We start from the raw sequence: 25,637 nt of genomic DNA, 5'->3' as shown, positions 1-25,637 counted from the left end.
GCCATCGCTGGCAAGCCAGCTATGAGGCCTTCAAGCCGACAACATTTCCCGCAATACCCCACAATCCACCGCATGCCAATCCGTCAGCTCGGGCCACGGGTTATCCGGCAAATTCACCAACACCGTCCGCGCCCCCGCCGCCCTGCCGCAATCCAGATCAAACCGGTAATCACCGACCATCACCATCTCGCTCGCCGGCACATTCCAGGCTTCAGCCAGTTTCAGCAAGCCACCGGGATGCGGCTTGGGCGGCGCTTCATCACGTCCCAGCACGTCCTCCACCGCGAAGCAGTCCGCCAGGCCAATCGCCTCCAGCGTCACATGCGCCAACTCCCGGGCGTTACGCGTCAGAATGCCCAGGCGGTAACCGCGCCCGGCCAGTTCACGCACCAGTTCTACGGCCCCCGGCGCCGCTTTCGAGCCCAGCGCCAGATCCCGCTCGTGCTCCAGCAACCATGCATGTTTGGCCGCTGCTTCATCGGCCGGCAATGCGGCGAGATGGGTCAGGATGTCGTCTTCGGCAGGGATCGCCAGCGCCACGCGGATCGCCGCGAAATCATGCACGGCCACCGTCAGGGTGCCGTCCATGTCGAACACCCAGTGCCGCACGTCGGCCAGGCTCATGCCCAATCCTTGCGGTGACGAATCAGGCCTTCCTGCGTGACCGACGCCACCAGTTGCCCGGCGCGATTAAATACGCTGCCACGGGTGAAGCCACGGGAATTGCCGGCCCAGGGGCTGTCCATCGCGTACAGCAACCAGTCATCGGCGCGCAGGTCGGCGTGAAACCACAACGCGTGATCGAGGCTGGCGACCTGCATGTCTTTTTGCCAGACCGACTTGCCATGAGGCTGCATTGATGTGGTCAGCAGGCCGAAATCCGAGGCGTACGCCAGCAGGTATTTATGCAGCGCCGCAGAATCGGCCAAGGCACCGTCGGCGCGAAACCAGACATACTTGACCGGATCGGACGGTTGCGGGTTGTAGGGATCTTTTTCGGTGATCGGGCGGAACTCGATCGGTTTCGGGCACAGCAGTTTTTCACGCATGTGTTCGGGAATCAGGTGCGCGCGTTGTTGAGTCAATTCAAGTTCCGACGGCAGGTTTTCCGGGCCGACCACCACCGGCATCTCGGCCTGATGCTCAAAGCCTTTCTCGTCGTACTGGAACGATGCGCTGCAGGTGAAAATCGGGTTGCCCTTCTGGATCGCCGTGACACGGCGCGTGCTGAAACTGCCGCCGTCGCGCACCCGGTCAACCTGATACACCACCGGCAACGCGGAGTCGCCCGGACGCAGGAAGTAACCGTGCATCGAATGCACATGCCGCGTTTCTTCGACCGTCTGACTGGCTGCCGACAGCGACTGACCGATCACCTGGCCGCCGAACAACTGGCGAAAACCCAAGTCCTGACTGCGGCCACGGAACAGGTTTTCCTCGATCGGTTCCAGGGTCAGCAAATCGACCAGATCATCCAACACTTGGCTCATTCAGAGTCTCCTCACACAATGCAATGCCGCGCAGTCTTGGCTGCGGCGGTCGATTCAGTTTCCGGCCGGGGCCATCATTGGCGTCATTGTAAACGTCCAGGCCGGCTTATCCATGCAAGGTTTGCAGCCATTGCTCACGGGTGATGCGGTACAGCACATGGTGACGCAAGGGATGATCGGCTGCGAGTTTCGGGTGCTCAAAGTCATGAGCTGAATCATGGTGCATGCCGATCGCCTGCATGACTTTCTCCGAAGGCGTGTTGGTGTGCGTGGTGAACGCCACGACTTCGTTCAGCGCCAAGCGGTCAAACCCGCAGCGCAGAGCGGTCCATGCTGCTTCACTGGCATACCCCAAACCCCAATGCTCGCGCGCCAGGCGCCAGCCGATCTCGATGGCCGGGGTGAACGGCGCATCAAAACCGACCACTCCGAGACCGGTAAACCCGATAAACGCGCCGGTGTCCTTGCGCTCCAGCGCCCAGAGACCAAAACCATGCTCGGCGAAGTGGCCACGAATCCGTCCGATCAGCGAGGCACTTTCCAGCCGGCTCAGGTGTGCCGGAAAATAGCGCATCACCTGTGGATCGACGCACATCGCCGCAAACGCTGGCAAATCCTCATCCCGCCACTGTCGTAGCAGCAGTCGCGCACTTTCGAGTTCCTGTATCGGCTCCATCGTCCACTCCCCTTTCCCTGTCGCAAGTCTACAACGCTGGTAGGATCCTTCCTTTATTCCTGTCTGCCGTACTCAATAAAAGCCTGCCATGCCGCTGCCGCTGATTTACCACGAAGATTACAGCCCCGAGTTCCCGGCGGATCACCGCTTCCCGATGGACAAGTTTCGCCTGCTTCGCGATCACCTGGTGGACAGCGGCCTGGTCCGGGACGCCGACCTGCTGCGCCCGGAACTCTGTCCGCCAGAAATTCTCGCCCTCGCGCATGACGCTGCCTATATCGAACGTTATATGAGCGGCGATTTGTCCCGAGAGGACCAGCGACGCCTCGGCCTGCCATGGAGCGAAGCACTGGCCCGGCGCACTGTGCGTGCGGTCGGCGGGTCATTGCTGGCGGCGGAACAGGCGCTGACACACGGACTGGCCTGTCACTTGGCCGGCGGCACGCACCATGCGCATTACGACTACCCGGCGGGATTCTGCATCTTCAATGACCTGGCGGTGATCAGCCATTTCCTGCTGGAAAGTGGCCGTGTGAACCGGGTGCTGATCTTCGATTGCGACGTGCATCAGGGTGACGGGACTGCACGGATTCTGCACAACACCCCGGACGCGGTGACCGTTTCCCTGCATTGCGAGAAGAATTTTCCCGCACGCAAAGCCGAAAGTGACTGGGACATCCCGCTGCCCAAAGGCATGAGCGATGCGGACTATTTGAAGGTGGTGGACGACGCGCTGAATTACTTGTTGCCGCTTTATCAGCCGGACCTGGTGTTGTACGACGCCGGGGTCGATGTGCATAAGGATGACGCGCTGGGTTACCTGAAGCTGACAGACGAAGGTGTGGCCGCTCGCGATGAAAGCGTGATGCGACATTGCCTGGGCCGGGATATTCCAGTGGTCGGGGTGATTGGCGGCGGCTACAGCAAGGACCGCAAGGCGCTGGCGCGGCGTCACGGGATATTGCACCACAGCGCGCAACGGGTATGGACGTCATCAGGTTGTCATTGAGCTGTGAGTGTTTACCCACAATGTCTGTGGAACTGCCTGTGGATAACCTGAGTGAAAGGGCCTGCAGGCTAGGCTGCACGTGCCCTGCAAAAGCCTGGTTATTTTTTGAACAGCCCTTGAAACCAGCTGTGCGGTAGAATGCCCGGCTTATTCCGCCATACCGCAGCGCATTCCATGACTCAGACTTCCGCCGTCCTCCCCCCGCAAGTCGCCATCATTGGCGGCGGCCCCGCAGGCTTGATGGCGGCTGAAGTGCTGGGCCTGGCCGGAATCAAGGTCGATCTGTACGACGGCATGCCTTCGGTAGGTCGCAAATTTCTCCTGGCAGGCGTGGGCGGCATGAACATCACCCATTCCGAAGCCTACCCGGCATTTCTCTCACGCTACGCCGAGCGCGGACCGCAGATTGCACCGCTGCTGCGCAGCTTTGGTGCCGAAGCGCTGTGCCAGTGGATTCATGACTTGGGTATCGAAACCTTTGTCGGCAGCTCTGGCCGGGTGTTTCCTACGGACATGAAGGCTGCGCCGCTGTTGCGGGCCTGGCTCAAAAGGTTGCGAGAGGCTGGCGTAGTTATCCACACCCGCCATCGTTGGCTGGGTTGGGATGACAACGGTGGTTTGCGCGTTGAAAGTCCTGACGGCGAAAAAATCCTCCATCCTGACGCAACCCTGCTGGCCCTCGGCGGCGGCAGTTGGTCGCGCTTGGGTTCCGACGGAGCATGGATGCTGCCACTCGAACAACGCGGTGTAGGACTGACGCCTTTGCAACCGAGTAATTGCGGTTTCGAGGTGCAGGCCTGGAGCGAATTGATGGTCAGCAAATTCGCTGGTGCCCCGCTGAAAAATATCGCTATCGGCCTCAATGACGACGTTCCCCGGCTGGGTGAATGCGTGATTACAGCGACCGGGATCGAAGGCAGTTTGATCTACGCGCTATCGGCATCGATCCGCGAAGCGATCAATCAGCATGGCTCGGCGACTATTCATCTGGACCTGCTGCCCGGCCGGCCTGTGGATAAAGTTCAGGCGGCGCTGAGTAAACCGCGCGGTTCCCGCTCAATGTCCAAACATCTGCACAGTCAGCTCGGGATAGATGGGGTGAAAGCGGCGCTGCTGCGCGAACTGACGGCGGCAGAATGCTTCGCCGATTCGGCATTGCTCGCCAAGGCGATTAAAGCGCTGCCGATGAACCTGGTGAAAACCCGCCCACTGGACGAAGCCATCAGCAGCGCCGGGGGCGTGATGTTCGAGTCGATGGATGAACGCCTGATGCTCAAGCAATTGCCTGGGGTGTTTTGCGCGGGGGAAATGCTCGATTGGGAAGCGCCGACGGGCGGCTATTTGCTGACCGCGTGTTTCGCCAGTGGGCGTGCGGCGGGGTTGGGGATGGTGGAGTGGTTTGGTGGTAGCGGCAAGCTTTAAGCTGCAAGCGGCAAGTTAGAGCGGGCGCGAGGTAACTTGCCGCTTGCAGCTTGCCGCTTGCCGCTGCTGTCAAGGCTTCTTCTTACGCGGCCCGGTATTAAACACCGGCACTTTCCGCACAGGCTTGATCGAAGGCTCCGGCGCCGAAGCGTCCCCGCTCTCGACCCACTTACCCAAATTGCGTTTACCGCCACCGGAGGTCTTCGGCTTCTTCGGTTTTTTCGGCTTCGTCACCACCTGACCGCTGGAATCGGTATCCGGTACGCGGTGCTCAGGTTCGAAGTCGTGCTCCACCTGACGAGGCAACGTCTGACGGGTCAACATCTCGATGGCCGACAGCAGATTCACTTCATCCGCACACACCAGCGATATGGCCTGCCCGGAAGCACCCGCACGCCCGGTACGACCGATCCGATGGATGTAGTCTTCCGCCACGATCGGCAGGTCGAAGTTGACCACCAACGGCAAATCTTCGATGTCCAGACCACGGGCCGCGACGTCGGTGGCGACCAGAATCTGCACTTCGCTGGCCTTGAAACGGTCCAGCGCGCGTTGACGGGTGGCTTGCGGTTTGTCGCCATGGATGCCGTCGGCGTTGATGCCCAGGCCCTGCAGTTTTTCCACCAGCGCGTCCACGCCGTTGCGGGTCTTGGCGAACACCAGCACCTGCTTCCACTTGCCCTTGCGCAGCAGATGGATGAACAGTTCCGGCTTGCGCTTCTTGTCCACCGTCACCACCCATTGCTTGACGGTACTGGCCGCTACGTTGCGCGGGCTGACTTCGATGCTCAGCGGGTCGTTGAGCATTTGCCCGGCCAGCAAGCGGATCGCGTCGGAGAATGTTGCGGAGAACAGCAGTGTCTGACGTTTCTTCGGCAGCACGCGATAAATGTTCCCCAGCTCCTCGGAAAAGCCCAGGTCGAGCATGCGGTCCGCTTCGTCCAGCACCAGGGTTTGCAGCTGGTTGAACTTCAGCGCGTTCTGGCGGAACAGGTCGAGTAAACGGCCCGGCGTCGCCACCAGCACGTCAACGCCCTTACGCAGCTTCATCATCTGCGGGTTGATGCTGACGCCGCCGTACACCGCGTAAGTGCTCAACGGCAGATTCTCGGCGTACTGGCTCACGGCTTCATGAACCTGTTCCGCCAGTTCGCGGGTTGGCACCAGGATCAGCGCGCGCACCGAGTTGGCAGTGACTTTTGGCCCTTCCATGGTCAGCAATTGCAGGAGCGGCAGTGCGAAACCGGCGGTCTTGCCGGTGCCGGTCTGAGCCGCTGCCATCAGGTCGCGACCCGCCAGCACCGCAGGAATGGCTTCCGCCTGAACCGGCGTCGGGGTCTGGTAGCCGAGCGTCTCGAGAGAGCGCAGCAAGGGTTCGATCAGGCCAAGGGAGGCGAAAGTCATGGGATTACCGTAGGAAAATTCAGCGCGATTGTGCATAACAAGTGTGCAATGGCGCGCAGTTTACCCTAATTCACACGGGATTCTGTCGGCACGGCTACGGCAGGCCGAACAGGCGCCCGACGCCACTGCGGCAATCCGATCAACACCACGGCACTGATGATCACCAACATGGCCAATGCTTCCGCGAGTCCAATGCTCTCGCCGACGAACACAATCCCCAGCAACACCGCCACCGCCGGGTTGACGTAGGCATAACTGGTGGCCGCCGCCGGCCGCACGTTTTTCAACAAGTACATGTAAGCGTTGAAGGCGATGATTGAGCCGAAAAAGATCAGATACGCGAGCGCAGCCCAGCCTTCGATCGGCGGCATGGCTTGCAGATGCTCGCCGCTCAGCGCGCTGCCGATCAGCAGCGCCACACCACCGACCAGCATTTCCACGGCACTGGCCATTGCGCCCTGAGGCAACGGCAAATGTTTGCTCCACACCGAGCCAAACGCCCAGGTCGCCGCGGCAAAGACCAGCAACAAGGCGCCCAGCGGGCTCGATTGCAGGTTGGAACCGAGGTTCAACATCGCGATGCCAATCAGACCGAGCGCAATCCCGGCCCATTCGAGACGGGTATTGCGCGCGCCCCAGAAATAGCCGAAGAGCAAGGTAAACAGTGGAACGGTGGCAATGGCCAGCGCCGCAATGCCAGAGGCGACGCCCGTATGTTCCGCCACGCTGACGCCGCCATTACCGCACGCCAACAGCAAAATCCCGATCACGCCCGCCGCTTTCCACTGCGCCCAGGTCGGTGCGGGCGCCCCGCGCCAACGCAGAAATGCATACATCAACGTCCCGGCGGTGACGAAGCGGATCCCCGCGAGCAACAAGGGCGGCCAGTATTCGACGCCGATGCGGATGACCAGGTACGTCGAACCCCAAATCACATACAGCGCAAAAAACGCAGCGATCAACGGTAAGGAAAAACGACGTAAGCCAGGCATTGGGCAGCTCGCAGGCAGGACTTGTGAACAGCCATTCTAGAAAGGCTGACAACGAAAAATAAGTTACAAAACCTGTTTATAGCGCCGGTACACTTTTCAAATCACGGACACTGACACGACACGGCCGTTGTAGAAGCGAGCCTGCTCGCGATGGTCTCAAGAACGCCGCGTTTGTTCAAAAAACACGTGCCATCGTTAACGTCCATCGCCAGCAAGCTGGCTCCTACAGGGTTTTGTGCGAATCAAAACCCGCGATGGCGCTTGAGGTGCTCGTTGATCTTCGCCGCCGGCACTTTCTGCAGGCTGACCAGCAAATCATGCGATAACTCGCGCAACCCATGCTTGTGCCGCAACTCCTGCGCCAGGTGCGCTGTCAGGTTGGCGGCCATCTCGGCATCAGCCATGGCCCGGTGAGCTTTGCCGGTGTCGGGCAGTTGGGCGAAGGTGGTCAGCGTGCCGAGTTTATGATTCGGCGCGGCAGGCATCAGACGGCGGGCGAGGAGCAGCGAGCAGGCGAAGTTTTGCAATCGCGTGCGTTTGATCCGCCCCAGCTCGAAATCCCAGAACTTCTGGTCAAACGCGGCGTTGTGCGCGAGCAGCGGCGTGGTGCCGACGAATTCGTTGACCTCGTTCATCACCCGCTCCGCCGTTGGCGCGGTGCGCAGCATGGCGTTGCTGATGCCGGTCAGTTGCTCAATGAAGGGCGGGACGCGGACGCCGGCGTTCATCAGGCTTTGGTAACGCTCGACGATGCGCCCCTGTTCAAGGATCACTACGGCAATTTCCGTGGCCCGGCAGCTGCTGCTCGGGGAGATCCCGGTGGTTTCAAAGTCGATGACTGCTATGCGTTCCAAACCTGTTTCAACTCCGTAAAAATCAATTCTTGAGCAGCAACGCGCTCTCGATCGGCACGTAGCGGCTGGCGGCGCGGATCAGCGAATTGGCCGTCAGGCCCGGCACGCCATAAGCCACGGCTTGCACGCCGTGCTTGCTGATGATGCGTTCCAGCAGCATGTCGAAATCACCGTCGCCGGAGGCCAGCACCACTTCGTCGACGTGGTCCGCCGCGTCCATGATGTCGAGGGTGATGCCCACGTCCCAGTCGCCCTTCGCCGAGCCGTCGCTGCGCTGGATGTAGGGCTTGAGCTTCACGGTGAAGCCGAGGTTGCGCAGGATCTGTTGGAATTGCTGCTGTTTGCTGTCGCCACGATCGATCGCGTAGGCATAGGCCTCGACGATCTCGCCCTGTTTGCTGATATCAGCCCACAGCGCGGCGTAGTTGAAGTGGCAGCCATATGCCTGGCGCACGGTGTAATAGAGGTTCTGGACATCGGCGAACACTGCAATTTTCTTCACCGTGCATCCTCTTTCGCGCAGGCGGGATCAGGCACCGGGCCCGAAAAGTTGCCCAGTATGCCAGCCTGAAGGATTGTTCCGCGAATAATCGGCCCGGAGCGCCGCAGCGCTCCGGACGAATGGCGGGTCAGACGAAGGAATCGTCGTCATCACCGCCGAAGAACGATGAACTGTCATCGTTGTAATCAGCGTCGGCGTAACCGCCCTGATCGCTGGAATGGTTGTCGGCCACGCGCTGTTCATCGCCCCAGGCTTTGTCACCGCTGTGATCGTTGACCTGGGCCGGTTCTTCCTTGATGACTTCGACGATTTCCTGAGGCTGTTGATTGCTGTGGAACAGGCTGCTGATGCCTTGCGCCAGCATCACGCCACCCGCCACGCCAGCCGCGGTTTTCAGCGCGCCACCTAGGAAACCGCTGCCAATCCCGGGCGCCTGCTGTTGCGGCGCGTAGTTCTGCTGCGGTGGCGGCGCAGCGAAGTTCTGCTGTGGCGGTGGCGAATTGAACGACGGACGCCCCGGCTCACGCCAGCCGCCGCTGGCGGGCGGTGCACTGGGCGCAGGCGTTTCACGGGAACTGCCGCCGAAAATACTCGACAGGAAACCACCGCCGCTCGGTGCCGGTGCCGGTGTTTGCGCCTTGGCCGATTGCAGTTCGGCCTGCAATTGCTGGATTTGCTGGGTGAGTTGCTTGTTCTGCTCGTCGAGGCTTTTGAGTGCGTGCTCTTGCACCAGAATCGCCTGGGTCATGAAATAGCCCGCAGCGGGCTGGCGAGTCAGGTGCTCCTTGATCCGCGCCTCGGCCAGGGCGTCGCGCGGGGCTGCGTCCGTTTCGGCCTGTTGCAGCCGGGAAAACAGTCCATCGATCAGGGTTTGTTCTTCGCTGTTCATGGCGACCTCGTAGATTGCCGGGGAAATCGTAGACCTTCTCCAATGAGGATACGGTGCTCGACCTTAATGGAGGCTGAAACAACTTGTTTCAATGACCTTTACCGAACGTTTACGTTTGCTTCAGGCGGTACATGATCGGTTACAGTGAGTTACTGAATATGACTGCGATACCGACTGATGAATCCGTTCGACGTGCTGCGTGACTCGCTGTATTTCTTCAAGCGCAATCTGGGCCAGATCGTGCAGCTGTGCCTGCCGCTGGTGATTTTCGAAGCGCTGCTGCAACAAGTGGTCGACCACAACACTGTGCCAGACAGCTTTCCCGGCATCAGCGTGATCGTCGGCCTGTTGGTGTATCCGCTGTACACCGCCGCACTGATCCTGTTTCTCGATGCGCGCAGCCGTGGCGAATCGCCGCGTACCCGTGACCTGCTGACTAGGGCCGCCTGGCTGTGGCCGCGTTTCGCCTTGCTCACGGCACTTAATACCCTGCTGATCCTGCTGGGCCTGTCGCTGTACTTTCTGCCGGGCATCTGGCTGATGGTGATGTTGGCGTTCAGCGAATACTTGCTGGTGCTCAGGGGCATGGCACCGCTGGCCGCGATGAAAGCCAGCCTGCGCCTGACCCGCGGTCATTTCCTGCGGATTCTGGTGTGCATCCTGTGTGTGATGGGACCGTTGTGGCTGCTCAAGGGCTTGACTATAGAGGTGTACCCAGAGCCGCAGAACCCGGTGATTTCCCTGGTGATCGACAGCGCACACAGCTTTTTGCAACTGTTCACCAGCGTGGTGTTGTTCCGGTTGTTCATGCTCATCGGCGACGCCCCCGAACAAGTCGACCGGCCGCTCTGACCGTGGGCTTCGGCCCCGCTCTCGGTTATGCTCGGACACCTCTTTTGTAACGCGATAAGCCGAGCCATGACCCGTCTGCTGCGCTACACCCTGCTGGGCCTGTTGATCGCCGTCAGCCTGACTGCCTTGTTGATCTACAGCCTGACCTGGCGCCCCGATGCCGAGGAATTGCTGCCGGTCAGTTGCAACGCTCAGGCGCCGACCCCTGTGCCGGTATTGGTGCCGGGACAGGCGCTGAAAGTGATGACCTGGAACGTCCAATACCTGGCGGGCAAGCGCTACGTGTTCTGGAATGACCTCGCTCAGGGCAACGACGAAAACCCGACGCCCGCAGACATGGCCTTCAGCCTCGATGAAGTGGCGCGGGTGATTCGCGATGAGCAACCGGACGTCGTGCTGTTGCAAGAGCTCGATGACGGCGCCAAGGCCAGCGACTACCAGAACCAGTTCAAACTGCTCCAGGAACGCCTCGCCGACTTGTATCCGTGCAGTGCCCACGCCTTCGACTGGAAAGCCGACTTCGTCCCGCAGCCGCACATCTTTGGCAGTGTCGGCCGAAAATTGGCGACCCTCAGTCGCTTCCAGATCGAACACGCCGAACGCCTGCAACTGCCGGTCGAGCAAGTCAACATCATCAGCCGCCAGTTCAAACCGAAGAACGCGTTGCTGATCACTTACCTGCCGGTGAGCGACGGCGGGCAGATCGCGGTGCTCAGCACCCATCTGGACCGTGCTCAGCAGCCTGACGACACGCTGCAAGCCCAGGTGACCGCCGTTGCCAAAGTCCTCGACACGTTTGAAAGCCGGGGCACGCCCTGGCTGATCGGCGGCGACTTCAACCTGTTGCCGCTGGGGCAATATCGACGCCTGCCCACCGAACAGCGCACGCCCTACTCCGCCGACAGCGCACTGCACCTGTTGTGGGACAAGTACCCGATGATTCCGACCAACAATGAAGCCAGCGGAATCGATCGGGCACGCTGGCTGACGCATTACCCGAATGATCTCGGTCTAAACGGTCCGGACCGTACCGTCGATTACCTGTTCTACAGTCCGCGGATCAAACGGGTCGAAGCGATGGTGCGGCAGGACGATACCTTGCGGATTTCCGATCATTTACCGGTGATTGCGCGGTTCCTCCTGCCGGCTGCGCCGTAGCCGTGGACTCCAGACAAATGCAAAACCTGTGGGAGCTGGCTTGCCAGCGATAGCGGACTGTCAGTCAACAAAAAAGACGGTGCATTTGAGGGCCTCTTCGCTGGCAAGCCAGCTCCCACAGGGATGAATGGATGACTGAAAATCGAGTCAATGCACCTCTTCCAGATCATCATGCAGCAGCCCGAAAATATCGCGCTTCATCTCGATGAACGAGCGCTCCATGACCATGTCCAGGGTCCGTGGCCGTTCGATCGGCACGTCCAGAATCTGCTTGATCCGCCCCGGCCGCGCGCCCATCACGTAAACCCGGTCGCCCAGCAGAATGGCCTCGTCGATGTCATGGGTGACGAACAGCACAGTCTTCTTGCTGTTGCCCCAGACCCGCAGTAACAACTGCTGCATTTGCAGGCGCGTCTGGCTGTCGAGGGCGCCGAAGGGTTCATCCATCAGCAGGATCTGCGGGTCGTTGGCCAGCGCCCGGGCAATCGCCACGCGCTGCATCATGCCGCCCGACAGCTGCTTGGCGTAGTTGTCGGCGAAGCCCGTCAGGCCGACTTCGTTGACGTAGTAATCGACGATTTCCTTGCGCTGCGCCGCCGCCATGCCGCGACGCTTGAGGCCGAACTCGACGTTCTGCCGCACGGTCAGCCACGGGAACAGCGTGTAGCTCTGAAACACCATGCCGCGATCCGCACCCGGCCCCTGCACTTGCTGGCCGCCGACGTAAATCTCGCCTTCCGTGGGCTCGTTCAGGCCGGCGGTGAGGTACAGCAGACTCGACTTGCCGCAGCCCGACGGCCCGACCAGCACCGCGAACTGCTGGTCCGGAACTTCGAACGACACCTGGTCGAGCGCGGTAAACACACCGCCGTCAGGCTTCTGATAACGCAGGCTGACCTTGTCCACTTGCAGCCGTGGCGCGGCGTGCGCCGGGGCGGCCATCGGGGTGACAAGGCGCGGGTTGACGGCAGTTACTGAGCCCATGCGGCAATCCTCAGACGTAGGAAACGGAACAGTTGGTCAGTGACCAGGCCCAACAGGCCGATGATCGCAATGGCGAGGAAAATCACATCCACCTGAAAGCCGCGCATGGCTTTGAGGCTCAAGTAACCCAGGCCGCTCGACGCCGCGACCAGTTCAGCGACCACCAGGTACGTCCAGGCCCAGCCCATGGTGACGCGCAAGGTGTCGAGCACACCCGGCAACGACGCCGGGGCGATCACATGCAGCACCGCATCGCGGCGGGTCGAACCCAAGGTGTAAGAAGCGTTGATCAAATCCTTGGAGATGCCCTTGGACACGTCCGCGATCATCACCAGTTGCTGGAAGAACACGCCGAAGATGATCACCGAGACCCGCTGCTCCAGACCGATGCCGATCCACAGAATGAACAGCGGCACAAACGAGGTCACCGGCAAATAGCGAATGAAATTCACCAACGGTTCGAGGAACGCCTGGACGATGCGGAAGCTGCCCATCAGCAAGCCCAGTGGCACCGCCACCAGCGACGAAATGACGAAACCGACCACCACCACTTCGAGACTGGCCCACACATGCAAACCGAGGGTGCCGTCGCGGCCCAGGCGCACGGCGGCCTCGAGCACGGCGCCGGGTGTCGGCAGGAACATCCCCGGCACGATGCCGCCGTACGACAACCCGGCCCACAAGCCAACCAACAGCACCCAGGCCAAGCCGCTCGCGCTCCAGATCACCGAGACCGGCAGGCCGGTCTTGGGGGTGATGCAGCGGCTCAGCCATGAATTGCGCTTGAACATGCGAACCTCCTACAGCGGGGTGACGAAGCGGTTGTCGATCAAGTCGTCATTGCTGACGTTGTAGGGTTTGCCCTGCAATTCACTGGCGGTTTCATTGGCCAGTTTGATCAACGGTTCGCTGTCGCCCGGCTTGCCCGGAGAGCCCAAGAGTTTTTCGCTCATGGCCTGATCGTAGAAGCGCACGCCCTGCGCGGCGGCGGCCAGTTCCTTCGGATCGGCGAGGTAACCGCCGACGCCTTTGGCCATGATTTTGTAGGCTTCTTCGGGGTGATCCTTGGTGTACTGCACCGCTTTGTACAACCCGGCGACCAGCGCCTTGACGTCGTCCGGTTGCTTTTCGATGACGGTGCAGTTGAGTGCGACCACATCGACAATCACCCCCGGCGTGCTGCTGCTGTCGATCAATACCTTGCCTTGTTTCTTGTCACGGACCATCGACAGGTGCGGTTCCCAGGTCACGGCGGCGGGCACGCGACCGGCGATGAACGCGGTGGCGGCATCGTCAGCTGTCATGTTCTGCACAGTGATGTCACTCATGCTCATGCCGTGTTTTTTCAGCAGATAAGACAGCCAGAACTGCGAGGTCGAGCCTTCGTTGACCGCCACGGCTTTGCCTTTCAGCTCTTGCAGACTCTTGACGTCCTTGCCCACCAGAACACCGTCGCCACCGTGGCTGTCATCGAGTGCGGCGACGGCTTTGAAGCAGAATTGCGGGCGGTATTTGAGCACTTCGTCGATGGTCGACGCCGAGCCAGACAATTCGCCCGAGGCTTGCGCGGCCATGTACATCGAGGCTTCTTCAACGACGGGCAATTCGACGGTCAGGCCGTTTTCCTTGAAGTAGCCCAGGTCCTGGGCCAGGTAGAGGGTGCCGTAACCGACCCAGGTGGTATGGCCGATGGACAGGGTGCCGGCCTGGGCGCTGGTGGCGACCGTCGCGGCAATGGCGGTGATCGCCAGTGGATGAGCAACGCGGGCAAACAAGGACTTGATCATGGAGCACTCCCAAAGCTGTTGATTTAGTTTTGTCATGGGCAGTACGGCCAGCGAGCCTTGGAAAAGCGCTGTCCCTTGTGGTCTCTGATGGACCTTTGGGTGAGCAGCGTCTGGCTGACTGGCGAAGTCGATGTTGGACCAAGGTGGGGATTTGGAAAATTAGGAAATATGTCGATGGGAATGATGAAAAAACTGGGTAGCGTGCGCGGTAAAGGGGCGGTGTTGGCGGGGGTGCACGGGGTGGGTGCAAATCCTGAGAGATGTGTTGAATCGGCAATCGCGAGCAGGCTCACTCCTACAAGGGATTTGTGATCGACACAGATCCAATGTGGGAGTGAGCCTGCTCGCGATAAGGTCCGCAGGACCTTCCGGCAATGTCAGAGCCGGCCGTACTCTTGGGCGGTACGATCAACTGCCTTCAAGGTCTTGCCGACCAGTTCATCAATCTCTTCCCGACTGGCAATCAACGCCGGCGCCATGATCATCCGTCCCAGCGTCGAGCGAATGATCACGCCTTCCTCAAAGCCAATCGTGCGGCACCGCCAGGCAATATCGTTCTCGTTGGCAAAGCGCTTGCGGTTGGTTTTATCTTCGGCAAACTGCAGCGCCGCGACCATGCCCACACCCTGGATATCCCCCACCAACGGGTGATTACCGAACACCTCGCGCAGGCACTGTTGCAGGTACGGCCCGATGTCGTCCTTGACCCGTGTCACCACGCCTTCATCGCGCAATGCCTTGAGGTTGGCGATGGCCACCGCTGCCGCGACCGGGTGCCCGGAATAGGTCAGGCCGTGGGCGAATACCCCGCCCTGCTCCACCAGGACCTGAGCCATTTTCTTCGACAGAATCAGCCCGCCCATGGGGATGTAACCGGAGGTCAGGCCCTTGGCGATCGACAGCGTGTCCGGCTCGAAACCGAAGTGTTCATGGGCAAACCATTCGCCGGTGCGACCGAAGCCGCCGATCACTTCGTCGGCGCACAACAGCACGTCGTATTGGCGGCAGATCCGCTGAATTTCCGGCCAGTAGCTTTCTGGCGGGAAGATCATCCCGCCCGCGCCCTGGAACGGTTCGGCGATAAACCCGGCGACCTTGTCGGCGCCCAGTTCGAGAATTTTTGCTTCCAGTTGCTGCGCCGCCCGCAGGCCGAATTCAGCTGGGGTCAGGTGGCCTTCGTGGGCGAAGAAGTACGGCTCGTCGATGTGTTCGATGTCCGGCAGCATGCCACCCATTTCGTGCATGAACTTCATGCCGCCGAGCGCCGTCGCCGCCAGCGTCGAGCCGTGGTAACCGTTCCAGCGCCCGATCATGATTTTCTTCTCGGGCTTGCCGAGCACTTGCCAATAACGGCGCACCGTGCGGATCAGCACCTCGTTCGCCTCGGAACCGGAGTTGGTGTAGATCGCGTGGCTGTAGTGCCCCGGCAACAGGCTGAACAGCAGCTCCGACAGCTCGATCACCTGCGGGTGGGTGGTGTGGAAAAACATGTTGTAGTACGGCAACTGCTCAAGCTGTCGGGTCGCCGCCGCCGCCAGGTCCTTGCGTCCGTAACCGAGGTTGGTGCACCACAGCCCGGACATGCCGTCGAGGTAACGCCGACCATCGTTGTCCCACAGGTGCAGGCGTTCGCCACGAACCATCACACGGGGCCCTTCGTCGTTGAGCGCCTTTTGATCGACGAATGCGTGGATGTGGTGCGCAGCGTCGGCGGCCTGGTAGTCGCGGGTTTCACGTGGGGTGGTCATCGCCAGTTCTCCGTTTTGTTGTTAGCGCAGCTGAAACCAGGTGGTCTTCAACTGGGTGTATTTGTCGAATGAGTGCAGCGACAGGTCGCGGCCGAAACCGGACTGCTTGCCGCCGCCGAACGGCACCGTCACGTCGAGCGCATCGACGCTGTTGACCGAGACCGAGCCCGCGCGCAATTTCCGCGCCACGCGGTGGGCGCGATTGAGGTCGTCGGTCCACAGCGAAGCGGCCAGACCGTAAACGCTGTCGTTGGCCAGCTGCAAGGCGTGTGCCTCGTCGTCGAAGGCGGTGACGGCCAGCACCGGGCCGAACACTTCATCGCGAAACAACGGCATGTCCGGGGTCACACCGGTAAAAATGGTCGGCTGAATGAAGTTGTCGGAACCGTTGAAAGTCGACTGCCGACCACCACACCGCATCGTCGCGCCTTGGCGTTCGGCCTGCTCGATGAACCTCATGATGCGCGCGGTCTGACGGCTGTCGACAATCGCCCCGGCGCGGCTCGACGGGTCCAGCGGATCACCCGGCAACCAGCGTTCGGCCTGGGCCTTGAGGCGCTCGACGAATTCATCGTGAATCGACCGTTGCACCAGCAACCGCGAGTTGGCCGAGCACACTTCGCCCTGATTGAAGAAGATGCCGAACGCCGCTTTTTCGGCGGCGAGGTCCAGATCCTGGCAATCGGCGAACACCAGGTTGGCGCTCTTGCCGCCGCATTCCAGCCACACCTGCTTCAGGTTCGACTGCGCGGAATACTGCATGAAGTATTTGCCGACTTCGGTGGAGCCAGTGAACACCAGGCAATCGACGTCCGAGTGCAATCCGAGGGCTTTGCCGGCCTGCTCGCCGAGGCCGGGCAGCACGTTCAGCACGCCGGCGGGAAGGCCGGCCTCCAGCGCCAACTCGGCCAGGCGCAGGGCGGAAAACGGTGATTGCTCGGCGGGTTTCAGAATCACCGAATTGCCTGCGGCCAAGGCTGGCGCCAGCTTCCACGCAGCCATGTCCAGCGGGAAATTCCACGGCACCACGGCGGCCACCACGCCCAGCGCTTCGCGGGTGATGGTTGCCAACACATTCTGCGCAGTGGGCGCGATCTGGTCGTAGAGTTTGTCGAGGCTTTCGGCGTACCAGCGAAACACCCCGGCAGCGCCCGGCACGTCGATGTTGTAGGCGTCCATCACCGGTTTGCCCATGTTCAGCGAATCCAGCAGCGCCAGTTCTTCGCGATGGGTCATGATCAGATCGGCGAGGCGCAGCAGCACGTGTTTGCGCTCACTTGGCGAACGCGCCGACCAGGTGCCAGCCTCAAACACCTGCCGCGCATTGTTTACCGCCGCGTCCACGTCTTCAGCGCCGCAAGCGGCCACATTGGCCAGCGTCTGGCCGGTGCCGGGGTTTATCGCCGCGAAGGTCTGGCCGGACTGCGCCGAACGGTGTTGACCACCGATCATCGCCTTGTCGGGAAAAGACAGTAAAGCCGCTTTGTTTTGCCAATCTGCAAGCTTGAACACGAGATGCTCCATGGGCTTTTCTTGTGCCTGGATGGTCTCGCAGGCCCGCGTCGAGGAAAATGAGTAAAAATGTCTTCGCAGACCATGAAAAAACTGGGCAGCCTATCTCCCCGGTTGCGCGGTATGTGGTTATTGTTCAGGCACAACAACACCGTCGTCAGAACGGACGCAGTCGGCGCAAAAATTGCCTGGATGTCGAGTCCATCCACCCCGAGGTTTGCCGTGGCTGCCTACAACCTGCGTCAATTGAAGTACTTCATCACCACCGTCGAATGCGGCAGCGTCGCCGAGGCGTCGCGCAAGCTGTACATCGCCCAGCCGGCCATTTCCACGGCGATCAAAGGCCTGGAAGACAGCTTCGGCGTGCAACTGCTGATCCGTCATCACGCCCAGGGCGTGTCCCTGACTCCGAGCGGTGCACGTTTCTACCGCAAGGCCCAGGAACTGCTGCGCATGGCCAAGGAGTTCGAGCAGAACGCCCTGGCCGACAACGACATCGTGTCCGGGCAAATCGATATCGGCTGCTTCGAAACGGTCGCGCCGCTTTACCTGCCGCAGTTGATTGCCGGGTTCTCGGCGCTGTACCCGGGGGTGAAAATCCGCATCCGCGACGGCGAGCAACAGGAACTGGTGCAAGGTCTGACTTCGGGCACGTTCGACCTGGCGATCCTGTATGAACACGAACTCGACGCCACCATCGAAACCGAACCGCTGATGCCGGCACAGCGGCCTTACGCGCTGCTGCCGGCGGATCATCGCTTTGCCCAGCTCAAACAAGTGTCGCTGCGCGACCTGTGCCTGGAGCCGATGATTCTGCTGGACGTGCAACCGAGCCGGACCTATTTCGTCAGCCTGTTCGAAGAGTTGAACCTGTCGCCAAACATCGCCTTCAGCTCACCGTCGATCGAGATGGTGCGGGGCATGGTCGGGCAAGGTTTCGGCTTCTCCATCCTGGTCACGCGGCCGCACTCGGAATGCACCTACGACGGGCAGAAAGTGGTGTGCGTGGACATCGTCGAAGACGTCACCGGTTCAGGACTGGTAGCGGCGTGGCTCAAGCGTGGACAGCTGACCAAACCGGCGCAGTTGTTTGCTGATTACTGCCGCGAACAGCTGACCGCGAAGGCCGAACGATCAACCCTGTGATCGTTCCCCCGCTCCGCAAGGGAACGATCACAACATTACTTCCGGGGTTTGATCCGCGCGGTCGCTTCGGCCACCAACGGATCATCCGGCCAGTAATGCTTCGGATACCGCCCCTTCAAATCCTTCTTCACCTCGGCATACGTACTGCGCCAGAAGTTCGCCAGGTCCTGCGTCACCTGCACCGGTCGCCGCGCCGGCGACAACAGATGCAGCTTCACCACCTGCCGCCCACCGGCAATGCGCGGCGTTTCGGCCAACCCGAACAACTCCTGCAGGCGCACCGCCAGAATGGGTGGCTGCTCGCTGTAATCCAGCCGAATCGATGACCCCGAGGGCACGCTCAAATGCTGCGGCGCCAGCTCATCCAGGCGTTGCGGAAGCGGCCACGGCAAGCAGTTACGCACGATGCTCGACAAGTCCAGGTTGGCAAAATGACTGAGTCGCGAGACTTTCCCCAGATACGGCATCAACCAGAGTTCAAGGCTGTTCAGCAACGCCGCATCACTGACATCCGGCCACTCACTGTCACCCTTGGCCGCGAGGTCCAACTGGCGCAGCAGCGCGACCCGCGCCTGCCACTGACGCAACTCCGGCGTCCACGGCAAAAGCTCCAGACCCTTGCGCCGCACCAGATTCACCAGCGCCTGACTGCGGGCCGTTTCATCCAGCCCGGTCAACGGCTCGCGACTGAGCACCAACTCCCCGACCTTGCGCTGACGCTCAGCCCGAAGCACGCCTTCGCGCTCATCCCAATCCAGTTGATCGAGCACCCGCACTTGCTCAGCCAACACCGAGTCGAACAACCCGGGATCGAAATCCGCCGCCAGATAAATCCGCTCTTCGCGCTGGCCCTGACGACTGCCCAGATCGGCAATCACCAGCCACGACTGCTTCATCAAACTGTCGGCTTCGGCGAACAGCGCGGCGCGTCCGTTGGCCAGGCGATATTCCGCGCCACCGGCCCGACGTTGCTGGGCCACACGGTCGGGATAGGCCAGCGCCAGCAGCGCACCGAGCCAGCGCGGATGCTCCGGATCGCTGACCGGTTCCGACGCCTTGCCGCGCAGGTAACCGCGATACTGCCGCGCCAGTTGCCGGGCGCGTTGCACGCCACCCTGCGCGCCGCGTGTCGCGCGTTCTGCGCCGGACAACAACACCAGCCGGCTGTGCAGATCCGCGCCCGCGCCGCGCAAAATATCCCGCTCACCGAGCAGTGCCGCGACATCGCACGCCATCTCCGCCAAACCCAGCGCCTGCCCGCGCAACAACAAATGCGCAATACGCGGATGCGCCGGCAGCTCGGCCATCGCCTGACCGTGACGGGTCAGCGCTTCGCCATCCAGTGCGCCCAAGCGATCAAGCAAATCCTGAGCCTGGGCATAAGCCGCCGCTGGCGGCATATCGAGCCACACCAGTTGACCCGGCGTCACGCCCCAACGCCCCAGTTGCAACGCCAACCCGGCGAGATCTGCCGAGAGAATTTCCGCACTGGCGTACGCCGCCAGTTGCTCGTGCTGATCCTGCGACCACAAGCGATAACACACACCCGGCTCCAGCCGCCCGGCCCGACCGGCGCGTTGCGTGGCGCTGGCGCGAGAGATGCGTTGCGTGTCGAGACGGGTCATGCCGCTGCCCGGGTCGAAACGCGGCACCCGCGCCAGCCCGGCATCGATCACCACGCGCACGCCGTCGATGGTCAGGCTGGTCTCGGCGATGTTGGTCGCGAGCACCACTTTGCGAAAGCCCGCCGGCGCCGGATCAATCGCCGCCCGTTGCGCGGCGAGGTCCAGCTCACCGTGCAACGGGCAGAGCAAAACCGGCGAACTGTCGCCCAGTGCATCGGCCAATTGTTGGTGCACCCGACGGATTTCCGCTTGCCCTGGCAGGAACACCAGAACGCTGCCGGTCTCATCATTCAAGGCGTCGAGGATGGTCTGCACCAGGCGCGGCTCGATGAATTCACCGGGCTGGAACGGCCGGCCCCAGCGCATCGCCACCGGGTACATGCGCCCTTCACTGCGCAGGATCGGCGCGTCGTCGAGCAATCCGGCCAGGCGTTCGCCTTCCAGCGTTGCCGACATCAGGAGGATTTTCAGCGGCTGATCGTCGCGGAACAGTTCCCGACCATTCAGGCTCAGGGCCAATGCCAGGTCGGCATCGAGACTGCGTTCATGAAATTCATCGAAGATCAGCAGGCCGACGCCTTCCAGCGCCGGATCATCCTGCAAGCGCCGGGTGAGAATGCCTTCGGTGACCACTTCGATACGGGTTTTGGGGCCGACTTTACTGTCGAGCCGAATGCGATAACCGACGGTTTCGCCGACCTTTTCCCCGAGCTCACTGGCTAATCGCTCCGCTGCTGCACGCGCCGCCAAGCGACGCGGTTCAAGCATCAGAATGGTTTGCCCGCCCAACCACGTCTCATTGAGCAAGGCCAGCGGCACGCGCGTAGTTTTACCGGCGCCGGGCGGTGCTTCGAGCACGGCTTCATGGCGTGTCGCCAAGGCTTCACGCAGGGCGGGTAAAACTTCATCAATTGGCAGAGAAATCATGCTGGCTCCATAACAGAGGCCCGAGTATAACGGCGAACTGCCGGACCTTTGTCGCGGTCCTAATTCATATCGACGACGCTTCGTTTTCCAGATGACTCAGGAGTTTTCATATGCGTATTCCCTTTCGCCTGATTGGCGGTGTTTTGGTTGCCACCCTGCTGACCCAGGTTACCGCTTGCGGATCGATCTTCTACCCCGATCGCCGTGGACAAATTGACGGCAAGATCGACCCGGCCATCGCTGCGCTGGATGCCATCGGCCTGCTGTTCTACATCATCCCCGGCCTGATCGCGTTTGCTGTCGACTTCGCCAGCGGCGCGATTTACTACGCACCGGGCGAGACCGCCCACGTGGAGCCGGAAAAACTCAAGGAAGCGATTGGCGCCGACGGCAAGGTCGATAACCACAAGTTGCAGACTATTCTTGAAACCGAACTGGGCCGCAGCTTCCCGCTGGACGATCCGCGCTTGATCCAGCACAAGGGCAGCACTCAGCAACTGGCTTTGCTTGGCCTGCAACCCGCCGCGTAATCCATGCCCATGAAGGAAACGCCGTCCCTATGATTTCCAGCTCCGAACACGCCCGCCTGCTGCGGCTGGCGACCCGTGCCTCGGTCGCGGTGGCGTGCACATTGATCGTCGCCAAAGCCATTGCGTGGTGGTTGAGCGGTTCGGTGAGCATGCTCGCCGGGCTGACCGACTCGGTCCTCGATGGCGTCACCTCGCTGCTCAATTTGCTGGCGGTGCATTACGCCTTGCGCCCCGCCGATGACGATCACCGTTACGGGCACGGCAAGGCCGAGTCGCTGGCGGGCATGGCTCAGGCGTTGTTTATCGGTGGCAGTGCAGTGTTGATTGCCTTGCAGGCGTTGGATCGGCTCAAGCATCCGGAGCCGGTCGGTGCGCCGTGGATCAGCATTGGGGTGATCGTGTTTTCCCTGGTGCTGACGCTGGCATTGCTGATGTTGCAGCATCGGGTGGTCAAGGCCACCGGCTCCAACGCAGTGCGCGCCGATTCGCTGCATTACCGTTCGGACATGATGCTTAACGGCAGCATCCTGGTCGCGCTGGTGCTCGCCGGGTTTGGTTGGCATCAGATAGATGCGTGGTTTGGGCTGGGAATCGCGGCGTACATTCTATGGAGCGCCATCCAGATCGGCCGGGAAAGTTTTACCGTGCTGATGGACGAGGAACTGCCGCTGGACGTCAGTCAGCACATGCTCGAACTGGCGTGCAGCGTGCCCGGCGTGCTGGGCGCGCATGACCTGCGCACACGGATTTCCGGCAGCCAGTGGTTTGTGCAATTGCACCTGGAACTGCCGGGGGATCTGACCCTGTCAGTCGCCCACGGCATCAGTGACCAGGCGGCGGATGCGATTCACGCTGCCTACCCGCGAGCCGAGGTGCTGGTGCACGCCGATCCGATTAAGGCAGCGGCAAGCGGCAAGCTGTGAGCGGCAAGCTGTGAGCGGCAAGCTGAAGCCTGGCACTCGCAGCTTGTAGCTTGTGGCTCGTCGCTGCTACTGAACCTGATAACCGCGACTGCCCAGGCAGTTGCCCTGGGCCTGACGGTAGGCTTGCACTACCGATGGGTCCGGCTGGTAAGTGGCCGTGCGTGGATCGAAGCCGCTCTGCTGCACCGCGTATTGATAGCACTCGTAACCGTCCTGATTGACCTGTTCCGGTGACTGGCCGTTGGCGGGATAAGCCGTCACGTCATAGCCATTGCTGGTCGGTTGCGGTTGCGGCTGTTGCTGCTGCACCGGCGGCTCGACCACGACGTAATCCTGAGAGCTTTCCTGATAGGCGTAATACGAGCCGGCCGCGAGGAACAACAGCGCGCCGCCGATCCACACTTCACGGGCGTAATCCGGCAGGTAGCTGACGCGAATCCCGCGCGGTGGCTCCACGATGACGTAACGTGGGCCCAGCGGGCGATACCAGTAACCGCCGGAGAAGAAATAATCCTGACCACGATAGGGCACGCGATAGTCACGGTCCGGGAAGCGGTCGATCACATGCCCGGGACGGTACTGCGGGCCTGGGCCCCAACCGTTGCCGTGCCCGTCCGGGCGCCCGGCCCAGCGATGATCATCGGGACGTGAACCCGGGCCGCCCGCCTGCCATTGCTGGTTGTAACCATTATTTCGCGGGATGTCCTGATAGTGGCCACGCTGCGGTTCCTGGGTCTGGCGCACGGTGTCGGGGCGGCCCTGAATCGGCAGGTCGTTGGCCGGCAATCGCGGCGGCGGTGGTGGCGGCCGAACGGGATTATTGAAATCGCGTGGCTGATTGTCTCTGGGTTGATTGTCGCGCGGTTGGTTGTTTTGCCACTGCCCGCCATTGCGCGGCTGGCCGTTGTGCTCGAACTGGCGACTGTTGTCGCCCCGAATGATCTCGTTGTTCTGCGGACGCGGTTGGTTGTTCTCTTGGGGATTGTTCTGCTGCGGATTGTTTTGCGGGCGCGGCGGGTTGTTGCCGCCATGACCCTGATTGTTGCCCTGACGACCGTCTCCACGTTGTCCGTTCTCGGGACCCCGGTTCTGCGGCTCATCGGCGAGCGATTGCGCAGTGACACTGATACACAGCAAACCAACACCGGCCAAACGCCAGATGCGCGACTTCATGCTTTTCCTCACTGCGGGTTAGGGCTTGTACGTAAGACTGGGAAAGCACAGGCCGGTTCTGCAACAGGTTATCAGTCGCGCAACTTATTTATTGAGGGGGCGGTGATAAATTGGCAGGCAAAAGAAAAGGGAGACCCGTCGGCCTCCCTTTGAGAACTTCGTCCTTGCTCGACGCTTATGACGTCGGCTCACCTCACGCCGTCTTCTGGACAGTGTGCAGCTCGGGGGCCAGCACATCCCCGGTGGGGGTGGCGACCGCGACTGGCCTGATTGGGCGAGCCGCTGTGGACTGTTTGTCCGAGCAGTGATTCTGGTGATAAGAATAGGCTTGGGGCAGCGGCAGAGGATTGCGAAGATTGCTCAAATAAACATGACTTGCGCAATTTTTAACCCTGGATAGATAATCTGCCGCAATCGATATGACAAAGGCCTGACTGATGAGCAAACTCGACCGCTACGACCTGAGCATTTTGGCGGAATTGCAGCGCGACGCGCGCATTTCCAACCAGGAGCTGGCCGAACGCATCGGCTTGTCGCCTTCACCGTGCTCGCGTCGGGTCAAGCAACTGGAGGACGACGGCTACATCTCGCGCCAGGTGGCCCTGCTGGATCGCAAAATGCTCGGCCTGAGCCTCACCGCCTACGTCCTGATCGGCATGGACCGGCACACACCGGAGCGATTCGAGAACTTCGAGGCGGCGATCCGCACCTTGCCGCAAGTGCTGGAATGCAGCCTGGTCACGGGGATGGACGCGGACTATCAGCTCAAGGTCGTGGTGCCGGACATGGATCACTATCAGAAATTGCTGCTGGGGCATCTGACTCGGATTGACGGGGTGACGAGTGTGCGGTCGAGTTTTGTGCTGAATCAGGTGCTCAACAGCACCGAGTTGCCGCTGACTCATCTGCGCAGCTGATGACGCCATCGCGAGCAGGGCTCACTCCCACATTCGACCGTATCCTCAGGTAGAACTCGGTTAAATGTAGGAGCGAGCCTGCTCGCGAAGGGGCCAGCACAGGCGACGAATGACTGCGACACACCGACGCAGGTCAATCCCGCGTCAATCCCCCATGCCGTATACTCCCGCGCCTGTTAGCCCCGCCCGCGCTGGAGATGACCGATGGACCCTGCAGTATTCGAAGAGTGGATGATGACCGGACTGGTCAGCATTCTGATCATTTTCATGGCGTTCATCGTCTGGGATCTGGCGAAAAAATCCAAGGCCGGGCGCTTCGGCTCGTTCATCCTGTTCTTCGTGCTGGGCTTGGGCATCGCCGCCTTCGTGATCAAAAGCGTGGTCATCGGCCTGATTGAATCCGGCGCGCTATAGCCGCGCAGGCACTTCCTTCCACTGCCCCTGATCGAGCCCTTCGATCGACCAGTCGCCAATCCTGACCCGCACCAGACGCAACGTTGGCAAGCCGACTGCCGCGGTCATACGCCGGACCTGCCGGTTACGCCCCTCGCGAATCACCAATTCCAGCCAGCGGGTCGGCACGCTTTTACGAAAGCGCACCGGCGGGTTGCGTGGCCACAGTTCAGGCTCCTCCAGCTGCCGCGCTTCGGCAGGCAAGGTCATGCCATCGTTCAGCTCCACACCGTCGCGCAACCGCTGCAACTGCTCGGCGCTCGGTTCGCCTTCCACTTGCACCCAATAGGTCTTGGCCAGTTTGTGTTTGGGATCGGCAATCCGCGCCTGAAGCTGGCCGTCGTTGGTCAGCAACAGCAAACCTTCGCTGTCGCGGTCCAGCCGGCCGGCCGGATAGATCCCCGGAATCTCGATGTAATCCTTGAGCGTCGCCCGCCCTTCACCGTCACTGAATTGCGTCAGCACATCGAACGGTTTGTTGAACAGAATCAGCTTCGGCTCGGCCGGTGGCGCTTTGGCGACACGGCGCTGGGCTGCTGATGACGGGGTGTTTGCGCCAGGGCGGCGAGACACGGGACGTTGAGGACGAGACATGGGAAGAAAAACATCTAACGGTCAGGGCTGCTAATGCTAGTGCCCTGACCGCCAAATGACCATGACAACT

25 protein-coding genes are annotated in these 25,637 nt (G+C 61.2%); 9 read left to right on the top strand and 16 right to left on the bottom strand.

What is annotated here, in order from left to right:
• Positions 1-30: 30 nt before the first annotated feature.
• The 3 genes from ACYZT4_RS24710 to ACYZT4_RS24700 form a co-directional block, all read right to left on the bottom strand.
• Positions 31-624: an HAD family hydrolase gene (locus ACYZT4_RS24710; RefSeq protein ID WP_461983491.1), complete on the bottom strand. Its 594-nt coding sequence runs from the start codon at positions 622-624 to the stop codon at positions 31-33.
• Entirely contained in the window at positions 621-1,490 is an 870-nt protein-coding gene (gene tesB / locus ACYZT4_RS24705) for an acyl-CoA thioesterase II (protein WP_461983489.1), read from the bottom strand. The genes ACYZT4_RS24710 and tesB overlap by 4 nt, the downstream gene beginning before the upstream one ends.
• A gap of 106 nt (positions 1,491-1,596) precedes the next feature.
• Positions 1,597-2,166 carry a GNAT family N-acetyltransferase gene (locus ACYZT4_RS24700; RefSeq protein WP_461983487.1) on the bottom strand — a complete coding sequence of 190 codons (570 nt, stop codon included), beginning with the start codon at positions 2,164-2,166 and terminating at the stop codon, positions 1,597-1,599.
• Between the two features lie 88 nt (positions 2,167-2,254).
• On the opposite strand from ACYZT4_RS24700, the gene ACYZT4_RS24695 reads away from it, so the two are divergent.
• Positions 2,255-3,175 carry a histone deacetylase family protein gene (locus tag ACYZT4_RS24695; RefSeq protein ID WP_461983486.1) on the top strand — a complete coding sequence of 307 codons (921 nt, stop codon included), beginning with the start codon at positions 2,255-2,257 and terminating at the stop codon, positions 3,173-3,175.
• A 174-nt stretch (positions 3,176-3,349) separates the two neighbouring features.
• The gene (locus tag ACYZT4_RS24690; RefSeq protein ID WP_461983484.1) at positions 3,350-4,597 is read left to right on the top strand and encodes a TIGR03862 family flavoprotein; all 1,248 of its coding nucleotides are present in this window, start codon (positions 3,350-3,352) and stop codon (positions 4,595-4,597) included.
• 69 nt (positions 4,598-4,666) lie between these two features.
• Here ACYZT4_RS24690 and ACYZT4_RS24685 read toward each other — a convergent pair whose 3' ends face one another.
• The 5 genes from ACYZT4_RS24685 to ACYZT4_RS24665 all read right to left on the bottom strand — a co-directional run bounded on the left by ACYZT4_RS24685 (position 4,667) and on the right by ACYZT4_RS24665 (position 9,238).
• Positions 4,667-6,001, bottom strand: coding sequence for a DEAD/DEAH box helicase (locus ACYZT4_RS24685; RefSeq protein WP_461983482.1), 1,335 nt, complete (start codon positions 5,999-6,001; stop codon positions 4,667-4,669).
• A gap of 65 nt (positions 6,002-6,066) precedes the next feature.
• On the bottom strand, positions 6,067-6,993 hold the full coding sequence (gene yedA / locus ACYZT4_RS24680; protein WP_461983480.1) for a drug/metabolite exporter YedA: 927 nt from the start codon (positions 6,991-6,993) through the stop codon (positions 6,067-6,069).
• A gap of 242 nt (positions 6,994-7,235) precedes the next feature.
• Positions 7,236-7,847: a 3'-5' exonuclease gene (locus ACYZT4_RS24675; protein ID WP_461983479.1), complete on the bottom strand. Its 612-nt coding sequence runs from the start codon at positions 7,845-7,847 to the stop codon at positions 7,236-7,238.
• A 22-nt stretch (positions 7,848-7,869) separates the two neighbouring features.
• Positions 7,870-8,349, bottom strand: coding sequence for a LabA-like NYN domain-containing protein (locus ACYZT4_RS24670; RefSeq protein WP_461983477.1), 480 nt, complete (start codon positions 8,347-8,349; stop codon positions 7,870-7,872).
• Between the two features lie 127 nt (positions 8,350-8,476).
• Positions 8,477-9,238: a DUF2076 domain-containing protein gene (locus ACYZT4_RS24665; RefSeq protein ID WP_461983476.1), complete on the bottom strand. Its 762-nt coding sequence runs from the start codon at positions 9,236-9,238 to the stop codon at positions 8,477-8,479.
• 177 nt (positions 9,239-9,415) lie between these two features.
• Here ACYZT4_RS24665 and ACYZT4_RS24660 point away from each other — a divergent pair, with 177 nt between their 5' ends.
• Positions 9,416-10,090 carry a YciC family protein gene (locus ACYZT4_RS24660; protein WP_461983474.1) on the top strand — a complete coding sequence of 225 codons (675 nt, stop codon included), beginning with the start codon at positions 9,416-9,418 and terminating at the stop codon, positions 10,088-10,090.
• A 66-nt stretch (positions 10,091-10,156) separates the two neighbouring features.
• Positions 10,157-11,248: an endonuclease/exonuclease/phosphatase family protein gene (locus ACYZT4_RS24655; protein WP_461983472.1), complete on the top strand. Its 1,092-nt coding sequence runs from the start codon at positions 10,157-10,159 to the stop codon at positions 11,246-11,248.
• A gap of 147 nt (positions 11,249-11,395) precedes the next feature.
• Here the strand turns inward: ACYZT4_RS24655 and ACYZT4_RS24650 are convergent, their stop codons facing one another.
• The 5 genes from ACYZT4_RS24650 to ACYZT4_RS24630 form a co-directional block, all read right to left on the bottom strand.
• Positions 11,396-12,232, bottom strand: a complete 837-nt coding sequence (locus tag ACYZT4_RS24650; RefSeq protein ID WP_461983470.1) for an ABC transporter ATP-binding protein — start codon at positions 12,230-12,232, stop codon at positions 11,396-11,398.
• The gene (locus ACYZT4_RS24645; protein ID WP_461983469.1) at positions 12,220-13,023 is read right to left on the bottom strand and encodes an ABC transporter permease; all 804 of its coding nucleotides are present in this window, start codon (positions 13,021-13,023) and stop codon (positions 12,220-12,222) included. Before ACYZT4_RS24645 ends, ACYZT4_RS24650 begins: the two co-directional genes overlap by 13 nt.
• Positions 13,024-13,032: 9 nt before the next feature.
• Positions 13,033-14,019, bottom strand: a complete 987-nt coding sequence (locus ACYZT4_RS24640) for an ABC transporter substrate-binding protein (RefSeq protein ID WP_461983468.1) — start codon at positions 14,017-14,019, stop codon at positions 13,033-13,035.
• 377 nt (positions 14,020-14,396) lie between these two features.
• On the bottom strand, positions 14,397-15,767 hold the full coding sequence (locus ACYZT4_RS24635; RefSeq protein ID WP_461983467.1) for an aspartate aminotransferase family protein: 1,371 nt from the start codon (positions 15,765-15,767) through the stop codon (positions 14,397-14,399).
• A gap of 21 nt (positions 15,768-15,788) precedes the next feature.
• Positions 15,789-17,279, bottom strand: a complete 1,491-nt coding sequence (locus tag ACYZT4_RS24630; protein ID WP_461983465.1) for an aldehyde dehydrogenase — start codon at positions 17,277-17,279, stop codon at positions 15,789-15,791.
• Positions 17,280-17,501: 222 nt separating this feature from the next.
• Between ACYZT4_RS24630 and ACYZT4_RS24625 the strand changes: the two genes are divergently transcribed.
• Complete coding sequence (locus tag ACYZT4_RS24625) at positions 17,502-18,425, top strand: LysR substrate-binding domain-containing protein (protein ID WP_461988788.1); 924 nt, start codon at positions 17,502-17,504, stop codon at positions 18,423-18,425.
• Positions 18,426-18,460: 35 nt separating this feature from the next.
• Here the strand turns inward: ACYZT4_RS24625 and hrpB are convergent, their stop codons facing one another.
• Complete coding sequence (gene hrpB / locus ACYZT4_RS24620) at positions 18,461-20,977, bottom strand: ATP-dependent helicase HrpB (RefSeq protein ID WP_461983463.1); 2,517 nt, start codon at positions 20,975-20,977, stop codon at positions 18,461-18,463.
• Between the two features lie 110 nt (positions 20,978-21,087).
• On the opposite strand from hrpB, the gene ACYZT4_RS24615 reads away from it, so the two are divergent.
• Both ACYZT4_RS24615 and ACYZT4_RS24610 read left to right on the top strand, forming a co-directional pair.
• Positions 21,088-21,507, top strand: a complete 420-nt coding sequence (locus ACYZT4_RS24615) for a polyribonucleotide nucleotidyltransferase (protein ID WP_461983461.1) — start codon at positions 21,088-21,090, stop codon at positions 21,505-21,507.
• Between the two features lie 29 nt (positions 21,508-21,536).
• Positions 21,537-22,430 carry a cation diffusion facilitator family transporter gene (locus ACYZT4_RS24610; protein ID WP_461983460.1) on the top strand — a complete coding sequence of 298 codons (894 nt, stop codon included), beginning with the start codon at positions 21,537-21,539 and terminating at the stop codon, positions 22,428-22,430.
• A gap of 66 nt (positions 22,431-22,496) precedes the next feature.
• Here the strand turns inward: ACYZT4_RS24610 and ACYZT4_RS24605 are convergent, their stop codons facing one another.
• Complete coding sequence (locus ACYZT4_RS24605) at positions 22,497-23,603, bottom strand: DUF6515 family protein (RefSeq protein ID WP_461983458.1); 1,107 nt, start codon at positions 23,601-23,603, stop codon at positions 22,497-22,499.
• 437 nt (positions 23,604-24,040) lie between these two features.
• Here ACYZT4_RS24605 and ACYZT4_RS24600 point away from each other — a divergent pair, with 437 nt between their 5' ends.
• Together ACYZT4_RS24600 and ACYZT4_RS24595 are read left to right on the top strand one after the other, a co-directional pair.
• On the top strand, positions 24,041-24,520 hold the full coding sequence (locus ACYZT4_RS24600; protein WP_150744035.1) for an Lrp/AsnC family transcriptional regulator: 480 nt from the start codon (positions 24,041-24,043) through the stop codon (positions 24,518-24,520).
• A gap of 204 nt (positions 24,521-24,724) precedes the next feature.
• Complete coding sequence (locus ACYZT4_RS24595; RefSeq protein WP_461983456.1) at positions 24,725-24,934, top strand: DUF2788 domain-containing protein; 210 nt, start codon at positions 24,725-24,727, stop codon at positions 24,932-24,934.
• Here ACYZT4_RS24595 and ACYZT4_RS24590 read toward each other — a convergent pair.
• Complete coding sequence (locus ACYZT4_RS24590; protein WP_461983454.1) at positions 24,929-25,567, bottom strand: pseudouridine synthase; 639 nt, start codon at positions 25,565-25,567, stop codon at positions 24,929-24,931. The genes ACYZT4_RS24595 and ACYZT4_RS24590 overlap by 6 nt on opposite strands.
• Between the last annotated feature and the right edge of the window lie 70 nt (positions 25,568-25,637).

The sequence above is a fragment of the Pseudomonas sp. GB2N2 genome (genome assembly GCF_054897705.1).
Note: the sequence above shows the minus strand (reverse complement) of the source record. Positions and strands in the feature narration are given on the sequence as shown.

Bases quoted from the DNA above. Each gene is read 5' to 3' on its own strand.
- ACYZT4_RS24710 (WP_461983491.1), bottom strand. From the start codon at position 624: ATGAGCCTGGCCGACGTGCGGCACTGGGTGTTCGACATGGACGGCACC.
- tesB (WP_461983489.1), bottom strand. From the start codon at position 1,490: ATGAGCCAAGTGTTGGATGATCTGGTCGATTTGCTGACCCTGGAACCG.
- ACYZT4_RS24700 (WP_461983487.1), bottom strand. From the start codon at position 2,166: ATGGAGCCGATACAGGAACTCGAAAGTGCGCGACTGCTGCTACGACAG.
- ACYZT4_RS24695 (WP_461983486.1), top strand. From the start codon at position 2,255: ATGCCGCTGCCGCTGATTTACCACGAAGATTACAGCCCCGAGTTCCCG.
- ACYZT4_RS24690 (WP_461983484.1), top strand. From the start codon at position 3,350: ATGACTCAGACTTCCGCCGTCCTCCCCCCGCAAGTCGCCATCATTGGC.
- ACYZT4_RS24685 (WP_461983482.1), bottom strand. From the start codon at position 6,001: ATGACTTTCGCCTCCCTTGGCCTGATCGAACCCTTGCTGCGCTCTCTC.
- yedA (WP_461983480.1), bottom strand. From the start codon at position 6,993: ATGCCTGGCTTACGTCGTTTTTCCTTACCGTTGATCGCTGCGTTTTTT.
- ACYZT4_RS24665 (WP_461983476.1), bottom strand. From the start codon at position 9,238: ATGAACAGCGAAGAACAAACCCTGATCGATGGACTGTTTTCCCGGCTG.
- ACYZT4_RS24660 (WP_461983474.1), top strand. From the start codon at position 9,416: ATGAATCCGTTCGACGTGCTGCGTGACTCGCTGTATTTCTTCAAGCGC.
- ACYZT4_RS24655 (WP_461983472.1), top strand. From the start codon at position 10,157: ATGACCCGTCTGCTGCGCTACACCCTGCTGGGCCTGTTGATCGCCGTC.
- ACYZT4_RS24650 (WP_461983470.1), bottom strand. From the start codon at position 12,232: ATGGGCTCAGTAACTGCCGTCAACCCGCGCCTTGTCACCCCGATGGCC.
- ACYZT4_RS24645 (WP_461983469.1), bottom strand. From the start codon at position 13,023: ATGTTCAAGCGCAATTCATGGCTGAGCCGCTGCATCACCCCCAAGACC.
- ACYZT4_RS24640 (WP_461983468.1), bottom strand. From the start codon at position 14,019: ATGATCAAGTCCTTGTTTGCCCGCGTTGCTCATCCACTGGCGATCACC.
- ACYZT4_RS24635 (WP_461983467.1), bottom strand. From the start codon at position 15,767: ATGACCACCCCACGTGAAACCCGCGACTACCAGGCCGCCGACGCTGCG.
- hrpB (WP_461983463.1), bottom strand. From the start codon at position 20,977: ATGATTTCTCTGCCAATTGATGAAGTTTTACCCGCCCTGCGTGAAGCC.
- ACYZT4_RS24615 (WP_461983461.1), top strand. From the start codon at position 21,088: ATGCGTATTCCCTTTCGCCTGATTGGCGGTGTTTTGGTTGCCACCCTG.
- ACYZT4_RS24610 (WP_461983460.1), top strand. From the start codon at position 21,537: ATGATTTCCAGCTCCGAACACGCCCGCCTGCTGCGGCTGGCGACCCGT.
- ACYZT4_RS24605 (WP_461983458.1), bottom strand. From the start codon at position 23,603: ATGAAGTCGCGCATCTGGCGTTTGGCCGGTGTTGGTTTGCTGTGTATC.
- ACYZT4_RS24600 (WP_150744035.1), top strand. From the start codon at position 24,041: ATGAGCAAACTCGACCGCTACGACCTGAGCATTTTGGCGGAATTGCAG.
- ACYZT4_RS24595 (WP_461983456.1), top strand. From the start codon at position 24,725: ATGGACCCTGCAGTATTCGAAGAGTGGATGATGACCGGACTGGTCAGC.
- ACYZT4_RS24590 (WP_461983454.1), bottom strand. From the start codon at position 25,567: ATGTCTCGTCCTCAACGTCCCGTGTCTCGCCGCCCTGGCGCAAACACC.